At 73.7% G+C, this 17,387-nt stretch carries 15 protein-coding genes and 1 pseudogene; 11 read left to right on the top strand and 5 right to left on the bottom strand.

The features are described from left to right. A complete protein-coding gene (locus AC1VM9_RS16785) occupies positions 1–285 on the bottom strand; it encodes an Lrp/AsnC family transcriptional regulator (RefSeq protein WP_481342704.1) in 285 nt (94 codons plus the stop codon). A gap of 20 nt (positions 286–305) precedes the next feature. After that, positions 306–2,071: pseudogene (locus tag AC1VM9_RS16790) on the bottom strand (DEDD exonuclease domain-containing protein). A gap of 281 nt (positions 2,072–2,352) precedes the next feature. On the opposite strand from AC1VM9_RS16790, the gene AC1VM9_RS16795 reads away from it, so the two are divergent. Next, positions 2,353–2,670, top strand: a complete 318-nt coding sequence (locus AC1VM9_RS16795; RefSeq protein WP_481342706.1) for a hypothetical protein — start codon at positions 2,353–2,355, stop codon at positions 2,668–2,670. Between the two features lie 192 nt (positions 2,671–2,862). Beyond that, a complete protein-coding gene (locus AC1VM9_RS16800; RefSeq protein WP_483123459.1) occupies positions 2,863–4,071 on the top strand; it encodes a hypothetical protein in 1,209 nt (402 codons plus the stop codon). Positions 4,072–4,132: 61 nt separating this feature from the next. Here AC1VM9_RS16800 and AC1VM9_RS16805 read toward each other — a convergent pair whose 3' ends face one another. Beyond that, positions 4,133–5,923: an AMP-dependent synthetase/ligase gene (locus AC1VM9_RS16805; RefSeq protein WP_483123461.1), complete on the bottom strand. Its 1,791-nt coding sequence runs from the start codon at positions 5,921–5,923 to the stop codon at positions 4,133–4,135. Positions 5,924–6,121: 198 nt separating this feature from the next. On the opposite strand from AC1VM9_RS16805, the gene AC1VM9_RS16810 reads away from it, so the two are divergent. The 4 genes from AC1VM9_RS16810 to AC1VM9_RS16825 are packed head-to-tail and all read left to right on the top strand — an operon-like array spanning position 6,122 to position 8,894. Beyond that, positions 6,122–6,565 carry an SRPBCC family protein gene (locus tag AC1VM9_RS16810; RefSeq protein ID WP_481342709.1) on the top strand — a complete coding sequence of 148 codons (444 nt, stop codon included), beginning with the start codon at positions 6,122–6,124 and terminating at the stop codon, positions 6,563–6,565. A 6-nt stretch (positions 6,566–6,571) separates the two neighbouring features. After that, complete coding sequence (locus AC1VM9_RS16815) at positions 6,572–7,189, top strand: hypothetical protein (RefSeq protein ID WP_483123462.1); 618 nt, start codon at positions 6,572–6,574, stop codon at positions 7,187–7,189. Next, the gene (locus AC1VM9_RS16820; protein WP_481342711.1) at positions 7,186–8,163 is read left to right on the top strand and encodes an ROK family glucokinase; all 978 of its coding nucleotides are present in this window, start codon (positions 7,186–7,188) and stop codon (positions 8,161–8,163) included. The genes AC1VM9_RS16815 and AC1VM9_RS16820 overlap by 4 nt, the downstream gene beginning before the upstream one ends. Before the next feature lie 44 nt (positions 8,164–8,207). Continuing rightward, on the top strand, positions 8,208–8,894 hold the full coding sequence (locus AC1VM9_RS16825; protein ID WP_483123464.1) for an endonuclease/exonuclease/phosphatase family protein: 687 nt from the start codon (positions 8,208–8,210) through the stop codon (positions 8,892–8,894). A 23-nt stretch (positions 8,895–8,917) separates the two neighbouring features. Here AC1VM9_RS16825 and AC1VM9_RS16830 read toward each other — a convergent pair whose 3' ends face one another. After that, entirely contained in the window at positions 8,918–9,604 is a 687-nt protein-coding gene (locus AC1VM9_RS16830) for a hypothetical protein (protein ID WP_483123465.1), read from the bottom strand. A 219-nt stretch (positions 9,605–9,823) separates the two neighbouring features. On the opposite strand from AC1VM9_RS16830, the gene AC1VM9_RS16835 reads away from it, so the two are divergent. The 5 genes from AC1VM9_RS16835 (at position 9,824) to AC1VM9_RS16855 (ending at position 15,375) form a co-directional block, all read left to right on the top strand. Then, a complete protein-coding gene (locus tag AC1VM9_RS16835; RefSeq protein ID WP_483123466.1) occupies positions 9,824–10,825 on the top strand; it encodes a lysophospholipid acyltransferase family protein in 1,002 nt (333 codons plus the stop codon). Positions 10,826–10,828: 3 nt separating this feature from the next. Next, complete coding sequence (gene macS / locus AC1VM9_RS16840; protein ID WP_483123468.1) at positions 10,829–12,061, top strand: MacS family sensor histidine kinase; 1,233 nt, start codon at positions 10,829–10,831, stop codon at positions 12,059–12,061. Then, on the top strand, positions 12,058–12,786 hold the full coding sequence (locus AC1VM9_RS16845) for a response regulator (RefSeq protein ID WP_483123470.1): 729 nt from the start codon (positions 12,058–12,060) through the stop codon (positions 12,784–12,786). Before macS ends, AC1VM9_RS16845 begins: the two co-directional genes overlap by 4 nt. Positions 12,787–12,860: 74 nt before the next feature. Further along, positions 12,861–14,297, top strand: a complete 1,437-nt coding sequence (locus AC1VM9_RS16850; protein ID WP_481341032.1) for a class II 3-deoxy-7-phosphoheptulonate synthase — start codon at positions 12,861–12,863, stop codon at positions 14,295–14,297. A gap of 7 nt (positions 14,298–14,304) precedes the next feature. Further along, complete coding sequence (locus AC1VM9_RS16855) at positions 14,305–15,375, top strand: threonine aldolase family protein (RefSeq protein ID WP_483123471.1); 1,071 nt, start codon at positions 14,305–14,307, stop codon at positions 15,373–15,375. A 51-nt stretch (positions 15,376–15,426) separates the two neighbouring features. Here the strand turns inward: AC1VM9_RS16855 and pknB are convergent, their stop codons facing one another. Next, positions 15,427–17,352, bottom strand: coding sequence for a Stk1 family PASTA domain-containing Ser/Thr kinase (gene pknB, locus AC1VM9_RS16860; RefSeq protein WP_483123472.1), 1,926 nt, complete (start codon positions 17,350–17,352; stop codon positions 15,427–15,429). Positions 17,353–17,387: the final 35 nt, after the last annotated feature.

Here is a 17,387-nt window from a genome sequence, read left to right on the forward strand (position 1 = left end):
TCACTCGCCCTCGAGCCCCAGGCTGAAGGCGGCCTCGAGGTCATGGGCCGAGTACGTGCGGAAGGCGATGTGCGTCGACGTGCCGACGATGCCCTCGACCTTGTTGAGGCGGTCCGCGATGACGTCGGCGAACTCGTCGTGGGCCCGAACCCGGACCATGGCGATGAGATCGGCGTCGCCGGTGACGGAGTAGACCTCGGAGACGGCGGGGATGTTCGCGATCTCCTCGGCGACCTCGGGGATGCGGTCGACCTCGCAGTTGATCATGACGATGGCGGTGATCACGGGACACACCCTAGCCGTCGTCAGCCGGCGCGGCGCAGGCCGTGGCGCCGGGCCCCGGACCCCGCCGGGGCCGGGACGTCGTGGTCGAACCCGACGGCCTCGCGGGCCGACGCGACGGCCGGTTCGAGCTCGAGCCGGACCGCTCCGGCGCCACCGACCGGACACGTCCACGAGCCGTCGAGCTCGACGATCCGCACGCCCGGGGCCTCGAGCCAGCGCAGCAGGATCTCGGTCTCCTCGGTGAGCGCGGCCGGGCGTTCCGGTGTCGGGGGAGCGACGACCTCGGCGGTGGCCTGCATCGAGCGGACGTACGGCATCGGGTCGGCGCCGCGCGGGCTGACGACGGTGCCGGCGAGCCGGCCGTGACGGATGGAGACGAGCTCCCAGCCGCCGGTGTCGCTGCGGCGGGCGGCGACGATCTCGGGGGAGCGGGTCAACGGGTCGAGCCGTTGGGCGCGCGCTGCCCCCTGACGAGCTGGAGGAAGCGGTCGCGGACCCGGGCGGCGTCCTCGAACCGCTCCTGGGAGGCGAGCTCCTCGAGACGGGAGCGCAGGCGCTCGGCCACCGGACGGGCGTCCCCGGTGAAGATCGAGGCGCACCCCGCCGCGACGACGGCGTACTCGTCGGGGCTCTGCGCGCCCGTGCAGGGGGCGCCACAGCGTCCCATGTCGGCGAGCGCGCAGGCCGAGCCCCGGACACCCGTGAGGCGGCCGGTGCACTGACGCAACGGGACGACCTCGTGGACGGCGTCGACGGCGGCCTGGGCGGTGGCGCGCGTGCGGAAGGGACCGATGTAGCTGGCGCCGTCGTCGCGGACCCGCCGCACGATGGACAGCCGGGGAAACCGCTCGTTCGTCAGCTTGACCCACATGACGCGTCGGCCGTCCTTGGAGCGCCGGTTGAACCGCGGCTTGTGCTCGTCGATGAGCCGCAGCTCGCGCACCTGCGCCTCGAGGGAGGTCTGGCAGACGACCGGGTGCACGGCCTGGGCCAGGCGGACCATCTCGGCCATCCGGCTGCGCTGCTCGGAGGCGGTGAAGTACGTGCGTACGCGGCTGCGGATGTCGCGGCTCGTGCCGACGTAGAGGACGCGGCCGCTCGCGTCCTTGAAGAGGTAGACGCCGGGAGCGCTCGGGAGCGGGTCGGCGAGGAAGCGCTTGCGACGCTGGGCCGGCGTGACGCGGGAGGTGTAGCTCGACAGCTCCTCGAGCGTGTGGACGCCGAGGTTGCCCACCCGGCCGATGAGCCCGTGGAGGACGTCGACGGTGGCCCGGGCGTCGTGCAGGGCCCGGTGGTCGGGCGTCGTCGGCGAGCCGAAGACCTGGGCGAGCGAGGACAGCCGGTGGTTCGGCGACTCGTCGCGCACGACGAGCTGGCGCGCCAGCTGGAGCGTGTCCAGGACCGTGAACCCGGGCCACGGGGTGTCGGTCAGCGACGCCGCGGACTTGAGGAAGCCGATGTCGAACCCGGCGTTGTGGGCGACGAGGACGCTGCCCGCGGCGAACTCGAGGAAGGCCGGCAGGGCGCTGTCGATCCGCGGGGCGTCGGCGACCATGGCGTCCGTGATGCCGGTGAGGACCGAGATGAACGCCGGGATGGGCTCGGCGGGGTTGACGAGGGTCTGGAACTCGCCGAGCACCTCACCGCCGCGGACCTTGACCGCGCCGATCTCGGTGATGCCGCACTGGGCCGGGCTGCCCCCCGTGGTCTCGAGGTCCACGACGACGAACGTGACGTCGGCGAGCGCCGTGCCGAGGTCGTCGAACGTCGCCTGGAAGGAGTGCATGCGACCGACGGTAGGGGCCGCTGCCGACAACACCGCGCAGGCGCGGCGGTGGGAGCGTCCTTGGGGCCGTGGCACATCCGCGCCGTCGCCGCGCCGTCCCCGTGCCATCCCCGTGCCGTCGCCGTGCCGTCGCCGTGCCGTCCCCGTGCCGTCCCCGCGCCCTCCCCGGTGGCGGAGTGTCCCGACGGCAGGGCCGGTGACGTCGCCGGACAGGGCTGTCGGTGGTGGCTCATAGCGTGTCCGGTGACAGATCGCAACGAGAGACAGAAGGGTGGCCTGAGATGCTCGTCGACTGCCAGACGTGCCCCGTGCGCAACGTCCACTGCGCCGACTGCATGGTGACCGCGCTGTCGGCCCTGCCGATCCTGACGGCGCCGATGCCCTCGCCGGTTTCCGCTCCCGCCTCGGCCCGGACGGCCGACGAGCACACCGAAGCCTCCGGTGCCGAGGACCGCACCGTCCCGCTCGACCGCGCGGAGCGCCGGGCGGTCTCGGCGCTGCTCGGCGCCGGGCTGGTCAGCACCACGACGGCCAACGCGGCCCGGGCCGTGCTCGAGCCGCGTCCGACGAGGACCGAACGTTCGCGCCACGCCGGCTGACGGCCCGCGTCCGGCGCCCCGTGCCACCATGGCGCGGTGGTGAGATCCGGATGCGCGCGACTCGTCGCGGTGGTCGCCACGGGCGTCCTCGCCGCGACGTCGGCGGCGTGCTCCGCGGCGACCGGCCGGGCGGGGGCGTCGAGCGTAACGGCGGCCACCAGTTGGGTCGCCCGTCCTGCACCGGTGCCGCCGGTGTCGTCGGAGCCGTCGGAGGTTGCACCCGAGGCGTGGGCGGGTGCCCGGGCCCGCGCCGTCCGGGCCCTCGCAGAGCGTCGGGCCGCAGCCGCCGCCCGCGGTGACCGTGCCGCGTGGCTCGCCGACCTCGTGCCCGGTGACCGCCGGCTGCGCGCGACGGAGGCCGCCGTGCTGGAACGCATGGTGGCGATGCGGGTGGGCGACGTCCGGGTCGCCGCGGTCCGCGAGCGCACTGCACCGGTGCCGGCGCCGCGGGGGACCAGCGTCGACTGGGACGTCCGGCTCACCTCGACCTATCGGCTCGACGGTTTCGACACGGCACCCCGAACCTTCGACCTCGACCTCACGGTGAGGGCCAGCCCCGCCGACCCCGGTGGCCTCACGGTCGTCGCGACGCGTCCGGCCGACCGTCCGCAGCCGTGGGACCTCGAGGGCCTCGTCGTCCGACGCAGCCGCCGGGCTCTCGTGCTGGCCGTCGGACCCGCGAGCCGCGTCGACGAGCTGCAGCAGCGCGCCGTCGCCGCCGGAGCCCGGGTCGCGGCGGTGTGGGGGCGCTCGCGGCCGGCCGTCTGGGTGGCGCCGGCCACGGACGCCGATGCCGCCCGGCTGCTCGGCCGCCAGGTGGCTGACCTCCAGGGGGTCGCTGCGGCCACGGACGGGCCACTCGTCGCGGGTAGCCCCGCCGGGGCGGACCGCATCGTCGTCGTGCCCGGGCCCTGGGACTCGCTGCGGCCGGCGGGGCGAGACGTCGTCATGACGCACGAGCTGACCCACGCCACGGTCCGCTCGTCGACGACGCGGTCCGTGCCGCTGTGGCTGTCCGAGGGGTTCGCCGAGCTCGTCGGCTACCGGGCCGTGGACCTGCCCGAGCGCACGGTGGTGGCCCCGGCCGTCGAGGCGGTTCGCACCACGGGTCTTCCGCAGTCGTTCCCCGGCGAGGCCGACTTCGACCCGTCGACCGGGCGGCTGCCGGTCGCCTACGGCGAGAGCCTGCTCGTCCTGCGGACCCTCGCCGACCGCTACGGCATCCCGGCGGTGGTGCGGTTCTACCGGGGCGCCGCCGGGGGAGTCGACGTGCCGCCCGACCTCCTGGCAGACCCCGAGGCCGTGACCGACCGGGCGCTGCAGGCCGAGCTCGGCACCGACCGGACCGCCGTCGTCCGGGCGTGGCAGGCACGCCTGCGCGCCTTGTTGCGGCGGGGATGACGGCGAGCTGGCGGCCTGAGCCCCGGACGAGCGGGACCAACCCGCGACGGGAGTCCGACCCTCAGGCGTAGAGCTTGTCGACGTCCTCCGCGAAGTCCTTCATGACGACGGCGCGCTTCAGCTTGAGCGACGGCGTCAGGTAGCCGTTGGACTCGGTGAAGTCGCCGGGCAGGACCGCGAACTTGCGGATCGACTCGGCGCGCGACACCGCCTGGTTGGCGCGGTCGACGGCGGCCTGGATCGCCTCGAGCACCGTGGGGTGGGTCCGCGCCTGCTCGATCGTCACGTCGTCGAGCCCGTGGGTCTTGGCCCAGAGCGGCCACATCTCCTCGTCAAGGGTGACGAGCACCCCGACGAAGGGCCGCTGGTCACCGACGACGATGCACTGCGAGACGAGCGGGTGGGCGCGCAGCCGGTCCTCGAGCACGGCCGGGGCCACGTTCTTGCCGCCGGCGGTCACGAGGATCTCCTTCTTGCGGCCCGTGATGCGCAGGTAGCCGTCCTCGTCCAGCTCGCCGACGTCGCCGGTGTGGAACCACCCGTCGCGGATCGCCTCGTCGGTGGCCTGGGGGTTGTCGTGGTAGCGGGTGAAGACGCCGACGCCCTTGAGGAGGATCTCGCCGTCCTCGGCGATGCGGATGCCGCAGCCGGGCAGCGGGTACCCGACGGTGCCGACCTTGACCTTGTCCGGGGTGTTGACGGCGACGGGCGCGGTGGTCTCGGTGAGGCCGTAGCCCTCGAGGATGAGGATGCCGATCCCCCGGTAGAAGTGGCCGAGCCGCGTGCCGAGCGGCGCGCCGCCGGACACGGCGTACCGGACCTGGCCGCCCATGGCCGCGCGCAGCTTGCGGAAGACGAGCCGGTCGAACAGCGCATGCTGCACACGCAGCCCCGGGCCGGGCCCGCCGGCGTCCAGGGCCTCGCTGTAGGCGATGGCGACCGTGGCGGCCCGCAGGAAGATCTTGCCCTTGCCCTCGGCCGAGGCCTTGGCCTCGGCGGAGTTGTAGATCTTCTCGAAGACGCGCGGCACGGCGAGGACGAAGGTCGGCTGGAAGCCGGCGAAGTCGTCGAGGAGCGTCTTGATGTCGGCCGAGTGGCCCATGCGCGCCTTGCCCGCGACGCACAGCACCTCGATGAAGCGGGCGAAGACGTGGGCGAGCGGCAGGAACAGCAGCGTCGAGGCGTTGTCGCTCAGGACGACCTGGCCGAGCTTGCCGATGGCGTTCTCGGCGAGGTCGAGGAAGTTGCCATGGGTCAGCTCGCAGCCCTTGGGCCGACCCGTCGTGCCCGAGGTGTAGATGATCGTCGCCAGCGAGGTGCGGTCGAGGGCGTCCCGCCGGCCCGCCAGCTCGGCGTCGGACACGTCGCGGCCACGCTCGCGCAGCGCGTCCAGGGCGCCCTCGTCGATGACGAGGACGTCGGCGAGGTCCGGCAGGTCGGCCCGCACGTCGTCGACGACGGACGCGTGGGCCGAGGTCTCCACGACGACGAACCGGGCCCCCGAGTCGGACAGGATCCACTGGACCTGCTCTGCCGAGGACGTCTCGTAGACGGGGACGACGACCGCCCCCGCGGTCCACCCCGCGAAGTCGAGGAGGGTCCACTCGTACCGGGTCCGGCACATGAGCGCGACGCGGTCACCGGGCTGCACACCTGCGGCGACGAGGCCACGCGCGACGGCGTCGACGTCGGCCGCGAACTGGGCCCAGCTGACCTGGCTCCACCCGCCCGACGGACGCTTGATCGAGAAGGCGGTCTCGTTGGGTGCCTCGGACGCGTTGCGTCCCGGCAGCTGGGCGAGGCTGCCCTCCGTGGTGACGGGGGCAAGCGGTGCGACGACGTTGTCCTTCACTGACACTCCTGTTGGCCGGGGCCGGACTCCGACAGACACTACCGATCGGTAACCGTGCTGACCACGTCATCGTCGTCACAGCCCGGCGCGCGGTCGGGCGACGCGTCCGCGGGCGCGGACGGGTCGCCGTCGCCATCCTCCCACGCCGCCTCGCGCCGCCACACGGGGCCGTGGCACCGACGCGATAGCCTTCGGCGCATGGCCGATCGCACCGAGTCATCCATCAGCATCGCCGCGCCACCCGGCGAGGTGCTCGACGTCATCGCCGACTTCGAGGCCTACCCGCAGTGGGCAGGCGAGGTCAAGGACGTCCGCGTGCTCGCCGAGGAGGGCGACGGCTGGGCCGACCAGGTGGAGTTCACCCTCGACGCCGGGGCGATCAAGGACACCTACGTCCTCGACTACGAGTGGGACGTCGTCGAGGACGGCACCGGGATCGTGTCGTGGTCGCTGGTGTCGGCCCAGGTGCTCAAGGCGATGAACGGCTCGTACACCCTGACGACCGACGGCGCGGGCACCCGCGTCACCTACCGGCTCGCCGTCGACGTCAAGATCCCGATGATCGGGCTGCTCAAGCGCAAGGCGGAGAAGGTCATCGTCGACACGGCCCTCAAGGAGCTGAAGAAGCGCGTCGAGGCCTGAGCGACCGTGGAGCCCGACGACACCGACGACACCGACGACACCGACGACCCCGGCGCGCGCGAGGAGCGCGAGGAGCGCGGCGCCGCGACCGGATCGGTCGCCGAGGAGGCCGCGCTGCTCGTCGACCTGCTCTCTGCCCGCGGGTGGGGTCCGGCATCCGCGGCCGGAGGCCCCGCCGGGGGATCAGGTCCCACGGGCGAGCCGAGCGGCGGGGGGCGGCGCTCGGCCGGGACCCGAGCCGGGTCGGGGGAGACGCACGAGTGCACGTGCGGCGGTCGGACGCCGTCGGCGTGCCGGATCTGTCCGGTGTGCCAGCTCATCGCCTTCGTCCAGCGCGTCGAGCCGGACACGATCGAGCGGTTCGCCGACGTGGTCGGGTTCGCGGCGACGGCGCTGCGCGACCTCGCCACGGTGCAGCGCGAGCGGCGCGAGCGAACACCGGGGCGCGGAGCGGACCCCTCGACCGACGCCGCGAGCGACGCGTCGGCCGATGCCTCTTCCGAGGCGGATGGCGACGCGTCGACCGACACCTCGAACGACACGGCCACCGACACGTCGACGCCCGCCCCGACGGGTGGCGCCCCCGACGACGTTCCCCCCGAGCAGAAGGGAAGCCCGGAGTGAGCACCGGACTCGCCATCGGCATCGACATCGGCGGCACCAAGGTGGCCGGCGGCGTCGTCGACGAGGAGGGCCGCATCTCCCACCGCGTCCGCCGCGACACCCCGCACCGCTCGACGTCGCCGCAGGTCGTCGAGGACACCATCGTCGAGGCGGTCGAGGACCTCCTCGGCCAGGTGCGCGCCGACGGCGGCCGCGACGTCGTGGCCGTCGGCATCGGCGCAGCCGGCTTCGTCGCCGAGGACCGCGCGACCGTCGTCTTCGCCCCCCACCTGTCGTGGCGCAACGAGCCGCTGCGTGAGGCACTCTCGGAGCGCATCGACCTGCCGATCAGCGTCGACAACGACGCCAACGCCGCGGCCTGGGCCGAGGCGGCCTTCGGCGCGGCGCGCGGAGAGTCGCACGTCGTCGTCATCACGCTCGGCACGGGCATCGGCGGGGCGCTCATCGTCGACGGCAGGGTCCAGCGTGGGCGGTACGGCATCGCGGGCGAGTTCGGCCACATGCAGGTCGTCCCCGGCGGGGTCCGGTGCGAGTGCGGCAACCGCGGCTGCTGGGAGCAGTACGCGAGCGGCAACGCCCTCGTGCGCGAGGCCCGCGCCATGATCGAGGCCGGCTCGCCGGTCGTCGCCGACCTGCTCGCGCGTCTCGGTGGCGACAAGGGCTCGCTCACCGGGCCCTTCATCACCGAGGCCGCGCGCGACGGCGACCCCACGGCCCGTGAGCTGCTCGCGGACATCGGTGAGTGGCTGGGTGTCGGCCTGGCCAACCTCGCGGCGGCGTTCGACCCCGGCCTGTTCGTCGTCGGCGGTGGGGTCAGCGCCGCCGACGAGATGCTCATCGGTCCGGCCCGCGACGCGTTCCGCCGACAGCTGCCCGGACGCGGCTACCGCCCCGAGGCGCGCATCGTGCGCGCCGTCCTCGGCAGCGACGCCGGGCTCATCGGCGCGGCCGAGCTCGCCCGCGCCGGACGGTGACGACGGCGGGAGCGACGCCCGGGCCGGCGGAGCGGCTCCGCGTCATGACCTACAACGTCCGTGACTTCCTCGACGACCGGCGCGCGGCGGCGCGGGTCGTGCGTGCGGTGGCTCCCGACGTGCTCTGCCTCCAGGAGGTGCCCCGTCGCCTGACGACCGAGGTGCGACTGCCGCGGTTCGCGCGCGAGTGCGGGATGCACTGGGGCACAGGTCGGTTCGGCACAGGAGGCACGGTCGTCCTCACGGCTCCCGGAGTCGAGTTGACAGGAGCGGCACGTGGCCGGCTACCCACGCGGTTCCCCGACCGGACGCGTGGCTGGGCCGCGGTGACGGTCGCGCCGGGGCGATGGGCTCCCGACGCGTCGGTGACCGTGGCGAGCGTGCACCTGGGCCTCCGGGCGGCTGAGCGGGTTCGCCACGCCGCCCGGCTCGTCACGGCGCTGCCGGCGCGCTGCATCGTCGCCGGCGACCTCAACGAGGGGCCCGACGGTGCCGCCCGCGCCGTCCTCACGCGACGGTGGCGGTCCGTGCTGCCGGACCAGCCGACCTTCCCCGTGGCGTCGCCCACGGTGGCCATCGACGTCGTGCTCGCACCACAGGACCTCGTTGTCGCACAGGGCGACCCGCACGAGCGTGCTTCGCTCGAGCGCGCGGTCGCGGCCGACATCGCCGTGGGCTCGGACCACCGCCCGCTCTGGGTCGACCTCGCACCCCGTGACGCCCGTGGCTGAGGACGCCTGCCTGCGGCCGCGGCTCAGACGCGGGTGCCGTCGTCGAACGGGTCCCGCTCGGTGCCGCCGCGCAGCACGAGCAGCACGAAACCGACGACGATCATGGCGAGCGCCGTGACGACCCACCAGCCGCTGCCGTCGCGGTCGAAGAACAGGATGTAGAGCAGCAGGAGCGGGCCACCGACGAGTCCGCCGACGATCGCCCAGAACATCGGGTCGGTCTCGGCCGAGGGCAGGTCGATCTCCGAGGGCGGCACGAAGTGGTCGTCGTCGGCACCGTAGGAGCCGACCTCGTCGAGGGGCGCGTCGGAGTCGTCGCGCGTCGGCGTGCCGCCGCGCCAGACGTGCGGGGTCGTCGGGGCGATCGGCAGGTCCAGGGCGTCCGAGCCGGTCACCCCTCCCGGGGCACCTCCCGGTCCGGACGCCGACGGCGTCGCGGCCGACGGCGTCGCGCTCTCGCCCTCCGGGGCGGGCCCGGCGCCGACGGTCGGAGCCTCATCGGGCCCGGCGCCGGCGGTCGGAGCGGCGTCGGCGGGGGCGGCATCGGTGGGAGCGGCGTCGGTGGCGCCGCCTGGGGCGGTCGCATCGGCGTCGACAGGGACCGCGTCGGCGTCGGGAGCAGCGGCACGACGCGGCAGCGGGTCGGGCGCCTCGGCGTCCCAGCCGGCGATGATCCGTGCGAACTCGTCGTCGAGGTCTCGGTCGTTCACGACGGCTCCCCGACGGGCTCGGGACCTGGGACCGCCGCGTCGGCGGACCGCGAGACACGTGACGAGGACGCCCCGCGCAGGGCGGTGACGACCTCGGGAGGGACCGACACGGTGGGCTCCTGGCGACGGTGCGGCTGGACCTGCTGATCCTCGCACGCGCCGCTGTGCGCGCGCGAGTGCCGTAGAGTTCGAGCGGTCACAGTCAGGAGGGGTGCACGGGTGTTCTACTGGTTCCTCAAGATGGTCGTCGTGGGGCCGATCATCAAGCTCCTCTTCCGTCCCTGGGTGGAGGGGGAGGAGAACATCCCCGAGACCGGTGCGGCGATCTTCGCCTCGAACCACCTGTCCTTCTCCGACTCGGTCTTCCTGCCGCTCGTCGTCTCCCGCCGGGTCACGTTCCTCGCCAAGAGCGACTACTTCACCGGCCGGGGCCTCAAGGGCCGGCTCACCGCTGCGTTCTTCAAGGGCGTCGGGCAGCTGCCGGTCGACCGCTCCGGCGGCAAGGCGAGCAACGCCGCCCTCAGCTCGGGCCTGAAGGTGCTCCGCCGCGGCGAGCTGCTCGGGATCTACCCGGAGGGCACGCGCTCTCCCGACGGCCGCCTGTACCGGGGCCGCACCGGCGTCGCCCGGATGGCCCTCGAGGGCAAGGTCGCCGTCATCCCCGTCGCGATGATCGGCACCGACAAGGCCCAGCCCACCGGCAAGCTCATCCCGCGGATCATGCGCATCGGCGTCCGCGTCGGCAAGCCGCTCGACTTCTCCCGGTACGAGGGCATGGAGGACGACCGTTTCGTCCTGCGCTCGATCACCGACGAGATCATGTACGAGCTGATGCTGCTGTCCGGCCAGGAGTACGTCGACATGTACGCCACCTCGATGAAGGACCGTCTCCTCGCCGCCGCCAAGGCCAAGGCGCGCGAGCTGCAGGAGGCCGCCAAGCCCGGCAGCGCCGCCCCCGAGCTGGAGGAGGCGCTCGATGCCGCAGAGGGCCGTGAGCGCCCGGCGCGCGAGGCGTCCCAGGGGTCCGACGCGTCCCCGGACGCGGACGGCTCCGCCGCCCCGCGTGCCGCCGACGACGCCCCCGCCGACGCGGTCGACGGCGCCGACACCCCCGATGCCCCCGATGCCCCCGACACCCCCGAGGCCGCGGACGTCGCGGCCACAGCGGCGAACACCCACGGCTCCGACGAGGGCGGCGGGCCCGTCGTGGCGGCCTCCTGACCCATGTCCGTCGAGACCGGCCGGTCCGGGACGCCCCCGGGCGCGGGCCTGCTCGACGACGAGCACGCCGTCGTCAGGGGCCTGTGGCGAGCCGTCGACGTCTTCCGGGTGCTCGCCCTGGTCTACGCCGCGTACTCGGTCTGGGAGCGCCGCGCCGAGGTGGCCCACCCTGCGGTCGCGCTCTCGGTCCTCGGTCTGCTCGCCGGATGGACGGCTGCCCAGACCGCCCGGCCGATGCGCACGGTTCGCGCCTACACCGCCGAGCTCGCGATGGGCTGCGCCGCGATCCTCGCGACCCGCCTCGTCGACACTCCCGAGGTCATCACCGGAGGTGCCAAGACCATCCCGTCGATCTGGCCCTCCGCCGCCGTCGTCGGCTTCGCGATCCTGCGCGGCTGGCGCGGGGGTGTCGCGGCTGCCTCGCTCGTCGCCGCGAGCTCCTTCGTCGAGGTCGCCGAGCCGACCGCCAACACGGTCTCGAACTCGATCTTCGGGCTCCTCCTCGGCGGCTGCATCGGCTACTGCGTCGACCTCGCCCGGGCCAGCCACGCCGCGCTCGCCGAGGCGATGCGGCTCGACGCGGCCCGCGCCGAGCGGGACCGCCTGGCGCGCACCGTCCACGACGGCGTCCTGCAGACCCTCGCCTTCATCCACCGGCGCGCCACCGACCTCGGCGGCGAGTCCGCGGCTCTCGGGGCCATGGCGGGGGAGCAGGAGCGCATCCTGCGGACACTCGTCAGCCAGACCGACCTGGCCGCGGTCGGTCGGGCGGTCAGCGGCGAGGCGGACCTGCGCACCCTGCTGCGCCACGTCGAGACCGACGACGTCCAGCTGGTGTCACCGGCCGATGCCGTCCTGCTGCCCCGACGCGTCGCCGACGAGGTCGTGGCCGCGGTCGAGGCGGCGCTCGACAACGTCCGCAAGCACGCCGGGGACGGCGCGCGCACGTGGGTGCTGCTCGACGACGACGGCCGCGACGTCGCCGTGACGATCCGCGACTCGGGTCGCGGGCTGAGCCAGGCCAGGCTCGAGGAGGCCGTCGACCAGGGCCGGCTCGGGGTCTCCTCGAGCATCAAGGGTCGCGTGGCCGACCTCGGCGGCCGGGCCACCATCACCTCGGGACCGGCCGGGGGCACGACCGTCGAGCTGCGCGTGCCGCGCGCTCCCACCCACCCCTCCCACCGACCCGACCGGCCCGACCCCGACGGCCGGCGTGACCGACGAGGAGCACTGTGAGCGACGACCCTGCCGCCACGCCCCTGACCCCGCCCGACGCCACCGACCGCACGCCGCGGCGGATCCGGGTCGTCGTCGCCGACGACCACCCGATGTGGCGCGATGCCGTGGCCCGCGACCTCGCCGACGCCGGGTTCGAGGTCGTGGCGACCGCCGACGACGGACGCTCGGCGGTGGCGCGCACCCGCGCCACCGCTCCGGACGTGCTCGTCCTCGACCTCAACCTGCCCGGTCTCAGCGGGTCGCGCGTGTGCGCCGAGCTCGCCGCGGCCGGGGTGCCCACTCGGGTGCTCATCCTGTCGGCATCGGGCGACCACCAGGACGTGCTCGAGGCCGTCAAGGCCGGCGCGCTCGGCTACCTCGTCAAGAGCGCCGGGCGCGAGGAGTTCCTCGACGCCGTGCGGGCCACGGCCGCCGGCGACCCCGTGTTCACGGCCGGCCTCGCCGGCCTCGTCCTCGGCGAGTTCCGTCGGGCGCGCGCCGGGCGCAGCCCCGAGCGCGAGGTGCCCGAGCTGACCGACCGCGAGACCGAGATCCTCAGGTACGTGGCCACGGGCATGGGCTACAAGGACATCGCCGCCACCCTGTTCCTGTCGCACCGCACCGTGCAGAACCACGTGCAGAACATCTTCGGCAAGCTGCAGATGCACAACCGCGTCGAGCTCGTCCGGTTCGCCATGGAGCGCGGCCTCGACCTCGAGGACCGACCCGACCAGGGGCGCTGACCCGTGCGAGGGGTCGCGGTGCCACCCGGCGGGTCCCGGAGGTCCGGCGACCGGCCGACGGCGGAGGTATCGGGATGCGGACCCGGCACGGCAGGGGCGGGCACGGCGTCTACGCTGATCGGGTGAACATGAGGACCGTCACCGCCGATGTCGGTCTCGAGCCCGGGAACGGGTCCGAGGCCCTCGCCGCCCTCACGGCGGCCGCAGCCGAGCTCGAGGCCGGGCAGCAGCCCACGTGGCCCGACACGGCCGCGCTCTCCGAGGTGATCGAGACCCTCGCGTCGTATCCGCCGCTCGTCTTCGCCGGCGAGTGCGACATCCTCACCGCCCGGATGGGCGCGGCCGCCGTCGGCGAGGCCTTCGTCCTGCAGGGCGGCGACTGTGCCGAGACGTTCGCGTCGGCGACCGCCGACAACATCCGCGACCGCATCAAGACGATCCTGCAGATGGCCGCCGTCCTGACCTACGGCGCGTCGGTGCCCGTCGTCAAGGTCGGGCGGATGGCCGGCCAGTACGCCAAGCCGCGCTCGTCCGGCGTCGAGACCCGCGAGGGCGTGACGCTGCCCGCCTACCGCGGCGACATGGTCAACGACTTCGCCTTCCACGAGACCGCCCGCGTCCCGGACCCCCAGCGTCTCGTCCGGGCCTACCACGCGAGCTCGGCGACGCTCAACCTCGTCCGGGCCTTCACGACCGGCGGCTTCGCGGACCTGCGTCACGTCCACGACTGGAACCGTGGCTTCGTCGCCAACTCCGCCAACGCGCGCTACGAGAAGATCGCCAGGGACATCGACAAGGCGATGCGCTTCATGGCGGCCTGCGGCGCCGACTTCGACGCCATGCGCACCGTCGAGTTCTACGCCGCGCACGAGGCGCTCCTGCTCGACTACGAGCGGCCGCTGACCCGCATCGACTCACGCTCGGGTCGCCTCTACGACACGTCCGGGCACTTCGTCTGGGTGGGCGAGCGCACGCGCCGGCTCGACGGCGCCCACATCGACTTCGTCTCGCGCATCAGCAACCCGATCGGCGTCAAGCTCGGCCCCAAGGCCGACATCGACGAGGTGCTGCGCCTCATCGACAAGGTCGACCCGCAGCGCACGCCGGGCCGCCTCACCTTCATCACCCGGATGGGCGCGGGGACGATCCGCGACGCGCTGCCGGCCCTCGTCGACAAGGTGACCGCCTCAGGTGCGACGGTCACGTGGATCTGCGACCCGATGCACGGCAACACGTTCGAGAGCTCGACGGGCTACAAGACCCGCGACTTCGAGGACATCGTCGAGGAGGTCCGCGGCTTCTTCGAGGTGCACCGCTCGCTCGGGACGGTCCCCGGCGGCATCCACGTCGAGCTGACCGGCAACGACGTCACCGAGTGCCTCGGCGGTGCGGAGAAGATCATCGACTCCGACCTCGAGAAGCGCTACGAGTCGGTGTGCGACCCGCGCCTGAACCACCAGCAGTCGCTCGAGCTGGCGTTCCTCGTCGCCGAGATGCTCGGCCAGGCGTGACCGGACGGTGACGGCACCCGCGACGAGCCCGTTGCGGGCCGACCTGCTCAGCGACACCCTGACCAAGCCCACCGAGGCGATGCGGGCCGCCATGGCCCGTGCCGAGGTCGGCGACGACGTCTTCGGCGAGGACCCGACCCTGCGGGCCCTCGAGGAGCGCGTCGCCGACCTGCTCGGTCACGAGGCGGCGCTCTTTACACCGTCGGGCTCGATGGCGAACCAGCTCGGTGTGCGCCTGCACGTGCGACACGGTGAGGAGCTCGTCGGCGACTCCCTGGCCCACGTCGTGCGGGCCGAGCTCGGCGCGGCCGCGGTGCTGTCCGGCATCTCCTCGCGCACCTGGGTCTCCGAGCGGGGCCGCTTCCGGGCCGACGACGCCGCCTCGCTCATGGTCACCGGTGCGGGGCCGTACCAGGTGTGCACCGCGCTCGTGGTCGTCGAGAACACCCACAACTTCGGCGGCGGCACGGTCCAGTCCCTCGAGGAGATCCGCCGGGCGCGGACGATCACCCGCGAGCGCGGCGTCGCCATGCACCTCGACGGCGCCCGCCTCTTCAACGCCCACGTCGCCTCGGGCATCCCGGTCGCCGACTACGGGCGGGAGTTCGACACCGTGTCGGTGTGCCTGAGCAAGGGCCTCGGAGCCCCCGTGGGCAGCGTCCTGGCCGGGTCGGCCGAGGCCATGGCCGAGTCACGGATCTGGCGCAAGCGTTTCGGCGGTGGCATGCGTCAGGCCGGGATCCTCGCTGCCGCAGGCCTGTACGCGCTCGACCACCACGTCGAGCGCCTCGCCGACGACCACGCCCGCGCTCGCCGCACCGCCGCCGCGATGGCCGAGGCGGCACCCGGTTCGGTCGACCTGGCCACCGTGGAGACCAACATCGTCATCGTCGACGTCGCCGCGGCGGGCTGGACGTCAGCGGCGTTCGTCGCCGCGGCCCTCGACGCGGGGGTCCGTACCTACGCCGTGGGCCCGGGCGCGGTGCGCCTCGTGTGGCACCTCGACGTCGACGACGCGGCGACCGACGTCGCGGTCGACGTCCTCACCTCCCTGCTGCGCACCCCGCCGCCCACCTGACCCCTGCCTGCCGCGAACGCGGTCCTGGCCCGGACGGGACGTGGACGACTCTCAGACGATCGTGAGGTGGATCGTGCTGCCCTTGGGCACCGTCGTCCCCGCGGCGGGGTCCTGGGCGCGGACCTTCTTCTCGAAGAGGTCGCCGAAGGGGTACTGCTTGTCGACCGTGAACCCGAGGTCGGTCAGCGCCTTCTCCGCGAGGGCGTCCTGCTGGTCGACGACGTTGGGCACCTGGACCATGACCGGGCCCTTGGACACGACGAGCGTCACGGCGTCGCCGCGGTGCAACGTGCCGGAGGCGGGGTCCTGGGACACGACGTTGCCGGCCGGCACGGTGTCGCTGTTCACGTCCGCGCCGCGCCGCACCTGGAACCCGAGCTTGCCCAGCTTGGCGGCCGCGGCGTCGAACGGCGTGCCGGTCACCTTCGGCACGTCGATGGGCTCGGGGCCCTTCGACACGACGAGGTCGACGGCGGTGCCCCGCTTGACCGACGCCTCGGGGTCGGGCGACTGGGAGACGACCCGACCCTTCGGGACGGTCTCGCTCCACTGCTGTCTGGTGTCGCCGACGGTCAACGTCAGCGGCCCGAGGACGTCGACGGCGTCGGCGGCCTTGGTGCCCACGAGCTTCGGGACCGTGTAGCGCTCCTGGCCCTTGGACACGACGACGCGGATCGTGGAGTCCTTGGACAGCTGCGTGCCGGCACCGGGCTCGATGCGCAGGACGGTGCCCTTGGCGGCGGTCTCGGAGAACTCGTCGTGCTCGTCCATCGACAGGGACGCGGCCTGCAGGCTCGAGCGCGCCTGCGCCACCGACTGGCCGACGAGCCCGGGCACGACCGTCGTGCCGCCCGGGCCCGCGGTGAACCACCAGCCCGCAGCCCCACCGCCGAGCACGAGGAGCACCGCGGCGAGCCAGGCCGGCCACCGTCGGCGGCGCCGGCGCTGCACCGGTATTGCCGTGAGCGGCATCGCCGTGGTGCGCTCGAGGACCGGGGTGGTGTGCAGACCGGTGAGCTGGCCCGTGTCACCGGGGGAGGCGGTCCGCGCCGAGGTGTCGGCCGCGGCCGGCGCACGGACGGCGGTATCGGTCCGGGGCGCGGTGCCGCGCCGGTCGAGGTCGGTCGGTGACAGCACACGGCGCACGTGGCGCAGCGCCGCGACGAGCTCGGCGGCCGAGTCGAAGCGGTGGTCCGGGTCGAGCGCGGTGGAGCGAGCGACGAGCTCGTCCAGCGACCGCGGGACCTCCGGCACGAGCGTCGACGGCGCCGGGATGGACCCGTGCACGTGCTGGTAGGCGATCTGGATCGGGGTGTCACCGGTGACCGCCTTGCGCCCGGTCAGCATCTCGAAGAGCAGCAGGCCCGCAGCGTAGACGTCGCTACGGGCGTCGGCCTGGCCCCGCTCGACCTGCTCGGGGGACAGGTACGACACCGTGCCGAGGAGCACGCCGGTCTGGCTCGTGGCGGTCTGGTTCGTGATGGCGCGCGCCAGCCCGAAGTCGGCGACCTTGACCTCGCCGTCGTGGCGCACGATGACGTTCTCGGGCTTGACGTCGCGGTGGATCATGCCCGCCGCGTGCGCAGCGCGCAGCGCGAGGAGGATCGGCTCGAGGATGGCGAGGGCCTCGCGGGCGGTGAGCGGCGCCTCTTCGTGGATGACCTCGCGCAGGGTCTTGCCCTCGACGAGCTCCATCGCGAGGAAGACGTCGCCGTCGTCCTCGCCCTGGTCGAAGACGGCGACGACGTTGGGGTGGCTCAGGCGCGCCGCGGAGCGGGCCTCGCTGCGGAAGCGCTCGACGAAGACGTCGTCGACGGCCAGGCCAGGACGCATGATCTTGAGCGCGACCTCACGGTCGAGGCGTGCGTCGAGCGCCACGTAGACCGAGGCCATGCCTCCGTCTGCGAGGTGGGACAGGATGCGGTACCGGCCGTCGATCACCCGACCGACGAGGGCGTCCGCCACGCTGGACGTCACGGGCAGGAGTTTACGGGCTGACCCTGCGCATCCCG

The organism is Monashia sp. HAY1-11D (genome assembly GCF_056868035.1).

Excerpts from the sequence above, each read along its gene's own strand:
- AC1VM9_RS16795 (WP_481342706.1), top strand. The coding sequence starts at position 2,353 with ATGCTCGTCGACTGCCAGACGTGCCCCGTGCGCAACGTCCACTGCGCC.
- AC1VM9_RS16810 (WP_481342709.1), top strand. The coding sequence starts at position 6,122 with ATGGCCGATCGCACCGAGTCATCCATCAGCATCGCCGCGCCACCCGGC.
- AC1VM9_RS16825 (WP_483123464.1), top strand. The coding sequence starts at position 8,208 with ATGACCTACAACGTCCGTGACTTCCTCGACGACCGGCGCGCGGCGGCG.
- macS (WP_483123468.1), top strand. The coding sequence starts at position 10,829 with ATGTCCGTCGAGACCGGCCGGTCCGGGACGCCCCCGGGCGCGGGCCTG.
- AC1VM9_RS16850 (WP_481341032.1), top strand. The coding sequence starts at position 12,861 with ATGCGGACCCGGCACGGCAGGGGCGGGCACGGCGTCTACGCTGATCGG.